11 protein-coding genes, 1 tRNA gene and 1 other RNA gene are annotated in these 12,989 nt (G+C 60.6%); 3 read left to right on the forward strand and 10 right to left on the reverse strand.

Annotation, left to right across the window (positions count from 1 at the left end):
• Nucleotides 1–65 precede the first annotated feature (65 nt).
• Nucleotides 66–1,427, forward strand: a complete 1,362-nt coding sequence (locus tag GPK94_RS05385; protein ID WP_215654931.1) for an MATE family efflux transporter — start codon at nt 66–68, stop codon at nt 1,425–1,427.
• Nucleotides 1,428–1,589: 162 nt separating this feature from the next.
• Nucleotides 1,590–2,069 carry a GNAT family N-acetyltransferase gene (locus GPK94_RS05390; protein WP_215654933.1) on the forward strand — a complete coding sequence of 160 codons (480 nt, stop codon included), beginning with the start codon at nt 1,590–1,592 and terminating at the stop codon, nt 2,067–2,069.
• Between the two features lie 90 nt (nt 2,070–2,159).
• Here the strand turns inward: GPK94_RS05390 and GPK94_RS05395 are convergent, their stop codons facing one another.
• From GPK94_RS05395 to ffs, 10 genes are all read right to left on the reverse strand, one after another.
• A complete protein-coding gene (locus GPK94_RS05395; protein WP_101691294.1) occupies nt 2,160–3,083 on the reverse strand; it encodes an ABC transporter permease in 924 nt (307 codons plus the stop codon).
• 38 nt (nt 3,084–3,121) lie between these two features.
• Complete coding sequence (locus GPK94_RS05400) at nt 3,122–4,297, reverse strand: ABC transporter permease (RefSeq protein ID WP_101691129.1); 1,176 nt, start codon at nt 4,295–4,297, stop codon at nt 3,122–3,124.
• Complete coding sequence (locus tag GPK94_RS05405; RefSeq protein WP_101691128.1) at nt 4,298–5,827, reverse strand: ABC transporter ATP-binding protein; 1,530 nt, start codon at nt 5,825–5,827, stop codon at nt 4,298–4,300.
• A gap of 159 nt (nt 5,828–5,986) precedes the next feature.
• Entirely contained in the window at nt 5,987–7,159 is a 1,173-nt protein-coding gene (locus GPK94_RS05410) for a BMP family ABC transporter substrate-binding protein (RefSeq protein ID WP_346727995.1), read from the reverse strand.
• 228 nt (nt 7,160–7,387) lie between these two features.
• The gene (gene deoC, locus GPK94_RS05415; RefSeq protein WP_101691127.1) at nt 7,388–8,035 is read right to left on the reverse strand and encodes a deoxyribose-phosphate aldolase; all 648 of its coding nucleotides are present in this window, start codon (nt 8,033–8,035) and stop codon (nt 7,388–7,390) included.
• 99 nt (nt 8,036–8,134) lie between these two features.
• Entirely contained in the window at nt 8,135–9,262 is a 1,128-nt protein-coding gene (locus GPK94_RS05420; protein WP_186963331.1) for a DUF362 domain-containing protein, read from the reverse strand.
• A 12-nt stretch (nt 9,263–9,274) separates the two neighbouring features.
• Nucleotides 9,275–10,012 (reverse strand): YoaK family protein, encoded by a 738-nt coding sequence (locus tag GPK94_RS05425; RefSeq protein WP_252192521.1) that lies wholly within the window; start codon nt 10,010–10,012, stop codon nt 9,275–9,277.
• A 93-nt stretch (nt 10,013–10,105) separates the two neighbouring features.
• Complete coding sequence (locus GPK94_RS05430; protein WP_101691124.1) at nt 10,106–10,453, reverse strand: YbaB/EbfC family nucleoid-associated protein; 348 nt, start codon at nt 10,451–10,453, stop codon at nt 10,106–10,108.
• A 45-nt stretch (nt 10,454–10,498) separates the two neighbouring features.
• Nucleotides 10,499–12,268 carry a DNA polymerase III subunit gamma/tau gene (dnaX, locus tag GPK94_RS05435; RefSeq protein WP_215654935.1) on the reverse strand — a complete coding sequence of 590 codons (1,770 nt, stop codon included), beginning with the start codon at nt 12,266–12,268 and terminating at the stop codon, nt 10,499–10,501.
• Between the two features lie 110 nt (nt 12,269–12,378).
• An RNA gene (ffs, locus tag GPK94_RS05440) (signal recognition particle sRNA large type) lies at nt 12,379–12,643 on the reverse strand.
• Nucleotides 12,644–12,900: 257 nt separating this feature from the next.
• On the opposite strand from ffs, the gene GPK94_RS05445 reads away from it, so the two are divergent.
• Nucleotides 12,901–12,977: transfer RNA gene (locus tag GPK94_RS05445), tRNA-Ala, on the forward strand.
• Nucleotides 12,978–12,989 lie beyond the last annotated feature (12 nt).

Genomic DNA, 12,989 nt, shown 5'->3' on the forward strand with positions numbered 1-12,989 from the left:
CAACCGCCTGTGCGGTTGATTGATCTTTTTCTCCCCGGAGAAATCAGGAAAAGGAGGCTCCTCCCTTGGGTCAGACGGAAACATCTCTGAAACCACTCTTTTCCCGCCAGGCACTCATCCGACTCATCATCCCCCTGGTCATCGAGCAGTTCCTGCTCATGAGCGTAGGCATGATGGACACCGTCATGGTGACCACCGCCGGGCAGGCCGCCGTGTCCGGCGTCTCCCTGGTGGACAATGTCAACCAGCTCATCATCCAGATCTTTTCCGCCCTGTCCACCGGCGGCGCGGTGGTCTGCTCCCAGTATCTGGGCCGGCGGGATGTGGAGAGCGCCCGTACCGCGGCCAAACAGCTGCTCTATGCCGTTTTTGCCCTGGCTGTGGCTCTGATGGCTATCGCCCTGATCTTCCAGCAGCACATCCTCTCCCTGCTCTTCGGACAGATCGAGCCCGACGTCATGGACAGCGCCCTGGTCTACTTCCTGGCCACCGCCCTGGCCTACCCCTTCATCTCCCTCTACAATGCCGGAGCCGCCCTCTTCCGCTCCATGGGCAACAGCAAGGTCTCCATGTTCAACTCCCTCATCGTGAACCTGGTCAACGTGGCGGTCAACGCGGTGCTCATCTACGGGTTCCACATGGGTTCTCTGGGCGCGGGTATCGGTACGCTGGTCTCCCGCATCGTGGCCGCGGTGATCATCCTCTACCTGCTTCAGCACCACAACAATGTCCTGCGCATTGAGGGGCTCTTCCGCTTCCAGTTCCGGGGCGACATGGTGGGACGCATCCTCACCATCGGCATCCCCAACGGCCTGGAAAACGGCCTCTTCCAGACGGGCAAGCTGGTGGTGCTCAGCCTCATTACCTCCTTCGGCACCAACGCAGTGGCCGCCAACGCCATTGCCAACAGCATCGCCGGCGTGGTCAACGTCCCCGGTCAGGCCATCGGTCTGGCCATGATCACCGTGGTGGGCCAGTGCATGGGGGCCCAGGCTCCGGAGCAGGCCGTCTCCTACACCCGGAAGCTGGTCAGCATCGTCTATGTGTCCATGGGCTCTCTGGCCCTCATCATGTTCTTCTTTGCCGCGCCCCTCTGCTCCATCTTCCAGCTCACCCCGGAGGCCGCGGATATGGCGGCCGAGGTCCTGCGCTGGTGTGCGGTCTTTGACCTGATCATCTGGCCGCTGGCCTTTACCCTGCCCAATGCTCTGCGGGCGGCGGGCGACGCGGTCTTCACCATGGCGGTGTCCCTGGCCTCCATGTTCCTCTTCCGGATCGGCTTCAGCTATCTGCTCTCCTGCTCCTGGGGGCTGGATCTGGGCCTGCTGGGCGTGTGGATCGCCATGATCATCGACTGGTGGGTCCGTGCCCTGATCTTCATTTTCCGCTTTGTCCAGGGCAAGTGGAAGCGCATCCGTTTGATTTGATCACTCCTGAATCAACCGCCCGGACAGCCAAACGCTGTTCGGGCGGTTAAAACATTCCATAGTGGCTGTGGTTCGACACCTATGATACAATAGCATGGAAGCGTTCAGACGATGCCGCTTCCTTTGCGGAGCAAAATCACAAAAGGAATGGGATGATCCAGCATGAAAAAAGAGCTTGTGTTTCGATCTGCCACACGGGAAGATGTCCCTCTGATTTTACAGTTTACCCGGGAGCTTGCCGACTACGAAAAGATGCTGCACGAAGTCGTCGCAGATGAAGCGACCCTGGAAGAGTGGATCTTTGACCGGCAGAAGGCAGAGGTCCTCTTCGCCCTTGTAGATGGAAACGAGATCGGGTTTGCCCTCTTCTTCCACAACTTTTCGACCTTCCTGGGGCGTGCGGGAATTTACCTGGAAGATCTGTACGTAAAGCCGGAATACCGGGGGATGGGCTATGGAAAAGCCATTTTGAAACGGCTGGCCTCCATCGCGGTTGAGCGGAAGTGCGGGCGGCTGGAGTGGTGGTGTCTTGACTGGAATCAGCCCAGTATCGATTTTTACCGGTCGCTCGGTGCAGAGCCCATGTCCGATTGGACGGTGTACCGCATCGCAGGCGATACCCTTACCCATCTGGCCGAATAAAGAAAAATATGCTGGACACGGTGGATAAAACCATGTCCAGCATATTTTTTCTCTCATCCTGCACAGCGGGCAGGGATGTTTCGTCTTTTCTCAGCGCTGGCCCTTGTCGTAGGGGATACCCTCGGCGCGGGGCGCGGCGGAGTTCTTGGAGGTGAAAGCCAGCACGATCAGGGTGGCAATATAGGGGACCATCTTGTAGATCTCGCCCGAGATGCTCAGGTCCTTAATGCCCGGGATCAGGCCATAGCTCACCGACAGGGTCTTCATAAAGCCGAAGAAGAGGGCGGCCAGCGCGATGCGGCCGGGCTTCCACTGGCCGAAAATGAGCACGGCGATGGCCAGGAAGCCGTAGCCGGACACGGTGGCGTTGAAGTTGGTGGAGGTGGGCACCACGAAGATCACGCCGCCGATGCCCGCCAGCGCGCCGGAGAGCAGCGTGCCGGCATAGCGCATCTTGTAGACGTTGACGCCCACCGAGTCAGCCGCCTGGGGATGCTCACCGCAGGCCCGCAGGCGCAGGCCAAAGCGGGTCTTGTAGAGCACGACCCAGGACGCCACCAGAATCAGCACACCCAGATAGGTGGTGATATAGGCGTTCTGGAAGAACATGGGACCGATCACGGGGATATCACCCAGCACAGGCACCTTCCGGATCAGGAAGTCGTTCTTGAAGGGGATCTGCTGCACGCCGGTCATCATACGGGCCACAAAGATGGCAAAGGCGGGAGCAAAGGTATTGATGGCCGTACCGGAGATGGTCTGATCCGCCTTCATGTTGATAGAGGCAAAGCCATGCACGGCGCTGATGATCACACCGGACAGGGCCGCCACCACCAGGGCCGCCAGGAGCATTCCCTGACCGCTCATGCCGGTAGCCTGCACCATCTGCAAAAACATGATGCCGGTAAAGGCGCCAATGATCATGATACCATCCAGGGCGATGTTGACGATACCGGAGCGCTCCGCAAAGAGGCCGCCCAGGGCCACCACCAGCAGGGGAATGGCAAAATACATGGTCTGCTGGACCAGGAAAAAAATCAGTTCATCGAGTTTCACTGAGCGTCGCCTCCTTTCTCAGTCTGGACCGGCGGCGCGGGGGGCGTCTGATCCGCATTGGCATTGGCGTCGTTCTTTCCGCCCCGCTTGCCCAGCTTGCCGATGATCTGGCTGAAGAAGAGGATGAAAGCGGCAAAGTAGACGATGACGGAGGTGATGATGGAGATGATCTGGGAGACAAAGCCGTAGCTCTGCATCGCCAGGCCGCCCACCGTCAGATAGGCCATCAGGATGCCGGTGAAGATGATCGCGATGGGGTTGGACATGCCGAGGAGGGCCACGGCGATGCCGTCAAAGCCCTGCTGGGCCAGCTCGCTGCCCACGGCGATGCCGGTGCCGGCGCCCGCCAGGTAGTTCAGGCCGCCGCCGATGCCGGAGAGCGCGCCGGCGATGACCATGGCCAGCACCACATTGCGCTTCTCGCTGATGCCGGCGTACTTGGCCGCGTCCTTGTTGAAGCCGCAGGCCTTGAGCTCATAGCCCAGCTTGGTCTTGGAGAGGATGACCCAGACCACGATGGCCAACAGAATGGCCACCAGGATACCGGCGTTCACGCTGGAGGGAGTGCCCACATCGGCCACAAAGATCTTGTCAAAGCCCAGCTTGGGCAGGTTGGCCCCGTCCACGGGACGGAGGGACTGGTTCTTGGTGCGGTCGAAGATATAGGCCCGGATGAGCACATTGGAGGTGCTCATGCCGATATAGTTCATCATGATGCAGGTGATGACCTCGTTGATGTTGCAGTAGGCCTTGAGCAGACCGGGCACCACGCCCCACAGGGCGCCCATCAGGCAGGCGGCCAGGATGGCCACCAGGCAGTGGATGCCGCCGGGGAGGAAGGTCCACTTGACGCCCACATACACCGCTGCAAAGGCACCCATCATGAACTGGCCGGGGCCGCCGATGTTAAAGAGGCCCGTCCGCTTGGCAAAGCCAACCGAGAGACCGGTCATGATGAGGGGAGTGGCGTAGTAGAGCACCTGGCCCACGTTCTTCATGTCCTGCACGCCGCCCGTCATGATGGCGCCCAGACCCTTGAGGGCCATGGAGGAATCGGTGATGAGCAGAATAACAAAGCCCACCAGCATACCGATGAGGATGGCGATCAGCGCCGCCAACACATTCTGTACGCCTGTATGCTGAAGGGGATTTCCCAGTCGTTTTTCCTTCATTTACTGTGCCCCCTTCCGCTTGGAACCGGCCATGTAGAGGCCCAGCTCCTGGATCGTGACTTCCTTGGGGTCCAGATCGGCCACGATCTCGCCCTCGTAGATGACCAGGATGCGGTCGGAGAGGTTCATGACCTCGTCCAGCTCCAGGGAGATGAGCAGCACGCCCTTCCCCTTATCCCGCTCCGCTACGATCTGTCGGTGGATATACTCAATGGCGCCCACGTCCAGGCCGCGGGTGGGCTGGACCGCGATGAGGAGATCGGGGTTGCGGTCGATCTCCCGGGCCACGATGGCCTTCTGCTGGTTGCCGCCGGACATGGAGCGGGCAATGGTCTTGCCGCCCTGACCGGAGCGGATGTCATAGTCCTTGATCAGCTTTTCGGCATACTGGTTGATCTTGTCATACTTCAGGAAGCCGCCCTGGCAGAACTCCGGCTCAAAATAGCTCTGGAGCACCAGGTTGTAGGAGAGGGGATAATCCAGCACCAGGCCGTGCTTGTGCCGGTCCTCCGGGATGTGGCCCAAACCGTGGGTGTTGCGGTGACGGATGGAGGAGTGGCTGATGTCCTCGCCCTTGAGCTTGACCGTGCCGTGGTCGGCCTTGATGAGTCCCGTGATGGCCTGCACCAGCTCGGACTGGCCGTTGCCGTCGATACCGGCGATACAGACGATCTCGCCCCGGCGGACCTGGAAGGACACCTCGTTGACCACCTTTTTCCCGTGCTCCTTGTTGACCACGGTGAGGCCCTCCACCTCAAAGACCACGTCCTTGGGTTTGGCCTCGTCCTTCTCCACGTTCAGGGAGACCTTACGGCCCACCATCATCTCGCTCATCTCCTCCTTGGAGACGTCGGCGACATTGACGGTGCCGATATACTTGCCCTTGCGCAGGACGGTGCAGCGGTCGGCCACCTCTTTGATCTCGTTGAGCTTGTGGGTGATGAAGAGGATGCTCTTGCCCTCGGCAGCCAGCCCCTTCATGATCTTCATCAGTTCCTCGATCTCCTGGGGGGTGAGCACGGCGGTGGGCTCGTCAAAGATCAGGATCTCATTGTCGCGGTAGAGCATCTTCAGGATCTCCACACGCTGCTGCATGCCCACCGTGATGTCCTCGATGAGGGCGTCCGGATCCACCTTCAGGCCGTACTGCTCCGAAAGAGCCATGACCTTCTCCCGGGCGGCATCCATTTTCAGGAAGCCACCGCGGACGGTCTCCACGCCCAGAATGATATTTTGCAGCACGCTGAAATTGTGGACCAGCTTGAAGTGCTGGTGCACCATTCCGATGCCCAGGGCGTTGGCGTCATTGGGGTCCTTGATGCGCACTTCCTGGCCATTTTTTTTGATGACGCCCTCTTCCGGCTGGTAGAGTCCGAACAGGACGCTCATCAAGGTGGATTTACCCGCTCCGTTCTCACCAAGAAGCGCGTGTATCTCGCCTTTTTTCAGCTGCAGGGTGATGTTATCATTGGCAATGATCCCGGGGAATTTTTTCGTGATATTGCACATCTCAATGACATACTCACTCATCCGCTGTCACTTCCCTTCTCTGTTTGCTTCTGTCTTATTATACCGTTTTTTCCTACCTGGCGCAAGGTAATTTATCTATTTCCCACAAAGAACTTTCGGAGAGAAAAAATGGGCGGACACCTTGGTGTCCGCCCATTTGCAGGAACAATGGAAGGCCAATTACTCGGCAATGTAGTTCAGAGTCACATTGGCGCAGCCCAGATCGGTGGGGATCTCGGCGTCGGTATCCTTCTTCAGAGTGATCTCACCGGAAGCCAGCTTGCTGAACAGAGTGTCATAGTCCTCCTGAGTGAAGTTGTTCCACTTGGAGGTGGCCATGGGCAGCTCCACGGCGTTGTCAGCAGCACCCAGGGTCAGGTTCTGGCCGCCGGGGAAGCTGTCGTTGTAGTAGTGGTCCAGCATCTGCTCCACGGCAGAGGACAGGCCCTTCATAGCGGAGGAGATAACGGTGTCGGACTCGGAGGACTGATCCACGTCCACGCCGATGACCTTGCCGCTGCTGGCCTCAGCCGCGGCCATGACGGAGTTACCCACGGAACCGCCGCAGCCGAAGATGACCTCGGTGCCGCTGGTGTACCAGCCGGCAGCCATGGTCTGAGCCTCGGGGGTAGCGGCGAAGTCGCCGGTGTAGTAGTAGTTCATCTCAACGGTCTCGCCCAGCTCGGCGGCAGCAGCGTCAGCGCCCTGCACGTAGCCGTAACCGTAGCGCACCACGGCGGGAACCGCCATGCCGCCCATGAAGCCCAGCTTGGTGTAGCCGTCCTTCACCGCAGCGTAGCCGGCCAGGTAGCCCACCTGCTCCTCGGAGAAGAGGATGCCGACGGTGTTGTCAGCGGTCTTGTAGTCGCTGGAGTCAGCGTTGTGGGGGTTACCGTCGATGAGGATGAACTTCACATCGGGGTACTGATCCTGCACCAGATAGACGGGCTCCTCAAACAGGAAGCCGGGGGTCACGACCACCTTGGCGCCGTCCTTGATGGCCTGCTCCATGGAGGTGACATAGTCGTCGGTGGTAGCGGCGGCGGGCTTGTAGTACTTACAGGTCTTGCCGTTCTCGCTGCAGTAGTTCTTGATGCCCTCCCAGGTGCCCTGGTTGAAGGACTTGTCGTTGATATCGCCCTTATCGGTGATCATGGCGATCTCAAAGCTGCCGTCGGCGGCCAGGATGTTGCCGGCGGAGTCCTCGGTCACGCCGCTGGGCTCACCGGAGGTCGCAGGAGCGCCGGAGGCGGGAGGAGTGCTGGTCTGCGCAGCGCCGCCGCCGCAGGCGGCCAGGCTGCCGATCATACCGACGGACAGAAGCAGAGCGGTGATTTTATTGAAGTTCTTCAATGTAATCTACCTTCCTTTCATAACTGGATGCACAGACGGGAGCCGCTTGTCGACCCTCGGCGTCTGTCATACGCATGTATTATACAACATGCTTTTACAAAGAGCAACCGCATTTTTCCGTTTTGCAAATAATCTTTAAAAATTTGTTACATAAGTGAAAGGAGACTCTTCAGATCACTCTGAAAAGCCTCCTTTTTCATATAATTTCTTTTCGTCTTTTTTACAAACTTATTTCTTGACCAGCTTGACCAGGGCGCTGGCGCCGATGCGGCTGGCGCCGGCATCGATCATGGCCTGGGCCTCCTCAAAGGAGTGGATGCCGCCGGCCGCCTTGATCTTCACATCAGGTCCGATGTGGGCCTTGAAGAGGGCCACGTCGGCCACGGTGGCACCGCCGGTGGAGAATCCGGTGGAGGTCTTGATATACTCGGCCCCCGACTCGGTGACCAGCTCACAGAGCTTGATCTTCTCTTCCTCGGTCAGCAGGCAGGCCTCCACGATGACCTTGAGGATGCGGCCCTGGCAGGAGGCCTTGATGGCCTTCATCTCCTCCAGAATGTCGTCCCAGCGGCGGTCCTTCACCCAGCCCAGGTTGACCACCATGTCGATCTCGTCGGCCCCGCTGCGGATGGCGTCCTCGGTCTCAAAGACCTTCACCGCCGTGGTGGAGTACCCGTTGGGGAAACCGATGACGGTGCAGATCTTCAGGTCATTGCCCACATACTCGGCCGCCTGCTTCACATAGGAGGCGGGAATGCACACCGAGGCGCAGTCATAGGCCTTGCCGTCATCACAGATGGTCTTGATCTGCTCCCAGGTGGCCTCCTGCTTGAGGAGGGTGTGGTCACACATGGTAAGGATCTGTTTTACGTCCATATTATACCATTTCCTTTCTAAATCCATGGCTTTTCTCTGTCACAGGTTCACTATATCGTGTGCTCATCCAAAAGTCAATGGACACGCTCACTTCCGGCATTATTTGACACGGATCAGCTCATAGGAGCGGGTGCCCACGCCGATGGCCTCGGCGTGCTCCAGGCAGCTTTTCCAGTTGGTCTCCGGGAAATTATTGGTAAAGTGGTCGTGGTGGTCGCAGAAATCGTGGGCGTGCATGTTCTCATCCAGGCGGGAGCCGGGGATGGGCTGCTGCTCCATGCAGGCGTCGGCGCAGGCCTGATCCAGGGCCACCGGGTCGAAGGAGGCGAACATACCCACATCGGGCAGGATGGGCAGGTCGTTCTCGGCGTGGCAGTCGCAGAAGGGAGAGACGTCCACCACCAGGCTGATGTGGAAGTGGGGACGTCCGGCCAGCACCGCCTTGGAGTACTCAGCGATCTTGGCGTTGAGCTCGTCGTTGGCACAGGCGTTGCGGTTGACGATGGCGTCAAAGTTGCAGGCTCCCAGGCAGCGGCCGCAGCCCACGCACTTGTCATGGTCGATGAAGGCCTTCCGGTCCTCCCCGTAGGAGATGGCGTCCTGACCGCACTGCTTGGCGCACTGGCGGCAGCCCACGCACTTGTTGGTCTTCACCTCGGGCTTGCCGGCGTTGTGCTGCTCCATCTTGCCGGCGCGGCTTCCGCAGCCCATGCCGATGTTCTTCAGCGCGCCGCCGAAGCCGGTGGCCTCATGGCCCTTGAAGTGGCTCAGGGAGATGAACACATCGGCGTCCATGACCGCCCGGCCGATCTTGGCCTTCTTCACATAGGTGCCGCCCTCCACCGGGACCTCCACGTCGTCGGTGCCCTTGAGGCCGTCTCCAATGATGATCTGGCAGCCGGTGCTGAAGGGAGAGAAGCCGTTCTCATAGGCGGCATCCATGTGCTCCAGAGCATTCTTGCGCCGGCCCACATAGAGGGTATTGCAGTCGGTGAGGAAGGGCAGGCCGCCCAGGCTCTTGACCACGTCGGCCACCACCTTGGCGTAGTTGGGACGCAGGAAGGACAGGTTGCCCGGCTCTCCGAAATGGAGTTTGATGGCCACCATCTTCTTCTCAAAATCAATGGTGTCGATCCCGGCGGTGCGGATGAGACGCTCCAGCTTCTGGAGCAGGTTATCCCCGGACTTCGCCCGCAGATCGGTAAAATAGACCTTTGCTTGTTCCATATCCATTTCTCCTTACCTTGTTTTCTCCCGGGACCCTTCCGCCTCCTCGGCGCAGGGGTCCTCCATGTTCCAAAACATCATCAGAAAGGCCGCCAGCAGCAGCACGCAGGCGATCAGTACCGCCCGCTCCGCCAGCAGCGAACTCACCCATGCCCCCAGGGCCGCCCCCAGGATAAAGCACAGGATGATGCCGTAATACTGCCCCGCCTGCCAGCGCTGCTCCGGATTCCCGCTGCGCAGGAACTGATAGAGCCGCTCCGTCCCGCTGCGCAGGTTGCCGGTACACATGGTGGTGGCAAAGGCGTTTCCGTGGACCTTGCGGAAACTCTCCACCTGCACAGCGCAGACAAAGGAGACCGACACATTGGCCGCCATGTTCAGGCTCTGGGGCAAAAAGGCCACGACCAGCAGGATGCACAGCTCGGCCAGAACGCTCAGCTGTCTCCAGTGGATACCTCCCCTGTCCCGAAACCGTGCCTTGATGCACTCGGCCACAATGATCCCCGCGGCAAAGGCGGCCACCGGCACCAGATAGGTCAGCGCGGTGTGCCACTCCCCCCGCATGGCGTGTATGCCCAGGAGAACCATGTTTCCGGTCTCTGCATTGGCAAAGACCCCTCCCCGCACGCTGTAAGAATAGGCGTCCAGGAAGCCGCCCGCCAGCGCCAGGACGGCGCCCAGCCGGAAGGTCTCCGACATCTGTTTTCGTTTGATTGCCTGCAATGCCTCCACCTCTTTTGATGATACCATAACTTGCCGCCCGGCACAAACGAAACTTGCCGCCCGACGGCCCTTCCACGCAAAAAGGGCAGGCCTGGCGGCCCGCCCTCTCTCTGCACGACCTTAGAACGGCAGTCCCAGACCGCCGGTAATGCTCTGCATGGACGCGGCCATATCCTGCTCCGCGGTGCGCAGAGCTTCGTTCACCGCCGCCACAATCAGATCCTGGAGCATCTCCACATCCTCGGGATCCACTGCCTCGGGATCCACAGTCAGGCTCTTGAGCACCCGCTTGCCGGTGACCACAGCCTCCACCACGCCGCCGCCGGCCTGAGCGGAGTACTCCTTCTCCTCCAGCTCAGCCTGCATGCGCTGCATGTCCTGCTGCATCTTCTGGGCCTGCTTGATCATATTCATGTTGATGCCGCCCATACCGCCCATACCGGGACGGCCGCCAAATCCTTTTGCCATCGTTGTTTCCTCCTTGTCATTCCGCCCGCGGCGGAATGGATTCTTTTATTCTTTGATGATAATGGAATCAAACTGCTGCCCCAGGGCCAGCAGGTCCTCCAGATTGTCGTGCTCCGGTGCGGATGCCGTTGGAGCGGGCGCCGGCGGAACGCCCACCGACACCGCGCAGCGGACCGGCTGTCCCACAATGGCCCCGGTCGCCGCCGCCACCGCCCGGAGGGTGGCAGCCTTGCCCACCATCACCCGGGTAAAGTCGGAGTCCACCCAGAGGGTGAGCAGATCGCCCTCCAGCCGTCCCTGCACCTGGGCGGGATTGCTGAGGAAGGGGTAGTCGCTCATGGGCACCTTGCCCCGCACCGCGCCCACCACAGCCGGCCAGAGATCAGCAGAATGCCCCGCCGCCTTGCTGCCCGCTCCAGCGGGAGAAGCAGGGGACGCAGGCCGGCGCCGGACTGCCGGACGCTCGGCCGCCGGGGACGGCGGCTCGGGTACGGGGAAGACCGGCTCTCCCGGCTCCTCAGGCAGAGGGGGACGCTCCTCCTCCCAGGGGGGCAGATCCTCCCCGGAGGGCTGAGACTGCGGCTGCGTTTGGGGCTGCGGCTCCACCGCTTTGGCCTGGACCGGAGCGGCCGCAGGCTGCGCCGGAGCGGGCTGGGCCTGGAAGGTCCCGCCCTGGGCCAAGCGCTCCTCCAGACGGGCCAGACGGGCGCTCAAGCCCGCCGGACTGCTGTCCAGCGTGGTGTCGCACAGCCGGATAAGGCACAGCTCCGCATCGGTGCGCCGGTTTCCGCTGCGGGAGAGATCGGCGGCCGTCTGCTGCAGGAGGCTCAGCATTTGCATCAGACGCTGGGGCTCCAGCTGGTTGGAGAGCTTGCGCATGGTGGTCTCATCGTATCCGCCGGTGAGCAGGGCCGCGCCGCCCTGGGGGGCCGTCTTGCGCACCAACAGGTCCCGCGCCAGACCGGCCAGCTCTCCCAGCAGGCTCCCCACATCCTTTCCCGCTCCGTAGAGCCGCCCCAGGGTCTCCAGTGCGGCTGCGGTGTTGCCCTGGGCGATGTGGTCCATGAGGGCGGCAGTCTCCAAATTACCGGCCAGTCCCAGGGCGGAGAGGACCTCCGCCTCCCCGATCACGCCGCTGGGATTGACGCACTGGTCCAGCAGGGAGAGCGCGTCCCGCAGGCCGCCGTCCGCCAGCCGGGCCAGGAGGGCAGCTCCCTCAGGGGCCAGCTGGATGCCCTCCTCTCCCGCCACGTAGCTCAGGCGCTGGGCGATGTCCCCCGCCAGGATCCGCTTGAAGGAGAACTGCTGGCAGCGGGACTTGATGGTGGCGGGCACCTTGTGGAGCTCGGTGGTGGCCAGAATGAACATCAGGTGAGCGGGCGGCTCCTCCAAAATCTTCAGCAGGGCGTTGAAAGCCGCCGTGGAGAGCATGTGGACCTCGTCCACGATATACACCCGCTTGCGCACGGCGGCGGGGGTGTAGACCGCCTCATCCCGCAGGGCGCGGACCTGATCCACGCCGTTGTTGGAGGCCGCATCCAGCTCCAGCACGTCCAGAATGGAGCCGTTCTCGATCCCCAGGCAGGAGGGACACTGGTTGCAGGGGTTTCCGTTGACCGGGTGCTCGCAGTTCACCGCCCGGGCCAGAATCTTGGCGCAGGTGGTCTTGCCGGTCCCTCTGGTGCCCGTGAAGAGATAGGCGTGAGAGAGCCGTCCCGCCGCCACCTGGCGCTTGAGGGTATCGGTAATATGGCTCTGCCCCACCACATCGTCAAAGGTCCGTGGTCTCCATTTGCGGTAGAGTGCCTGATACATGCCTGTCACCTCGCCAAAAATTCGATTCATGTGAAAAGGAGCGGAGGATGCGGGTATTGACCCGTCGCCCCGCTCCTCTTCCATGCCCATATGCCCGGCACATGGCAAGACCGCACACCGACCTTTGAAGTTTCCGTTCTGTCCGTTACCCTGGCAGCCGGCTCAGGAGCGGGAGTCCCGCGGCACACGGCGCATTCCGCTTAGTGCTGCTTGGTTCCCCACCTGACACGGTTCACGGGGCCCCGTTGCGCGGGACCGATCCATCATCGCTGCTTACCTGGGTCAGACGACACAACGAAAATCCGGGGGCCGGGATTCATCCCTGCTGTAGCGGATTGCAGGTACAGGGCACCGCTATCTCCCCAACTAGTGCGGCCTTGCCGTAGGCCGGGCAATGGACGCCCGTGCATTCGGAAAGCTCGTATTTGTTATCATACATCATTTCCCCCAAATTAGCAATATCGCTTTTTTATTTTTTTCAAAAAACTCTTTACATTTCGAAAATTCATGCTATAATATTTCATGGTCATGGGCCTGTAGCGCAGCTGGGAGCGCAAAGGGTTCGGTTTTCTGCCTCATCTATAATTTCATATTGCTTTATTCTTCTGTTCCGCTTTTGGAACTGTTGATTTGGGCCCGTAGCTCAGTCTGGGAGAGCGTACGGTTCGCATCCGTAAGGTCGAGGGTTCGATCCCCTTCGGGTCCACCACACTCGGGAGAT

The organism is Pseudoflavonifractor sp. MCC625 (assembly GCF_018784545.1).
Classification (GTDB): domain Bacteria; phylum Bacillota; class Clostridia; order Oscillospirales; family Oscillospiraceae; genus Pseudoflavonifractor_A; species Pseudoflavonifractor_A gallinarum.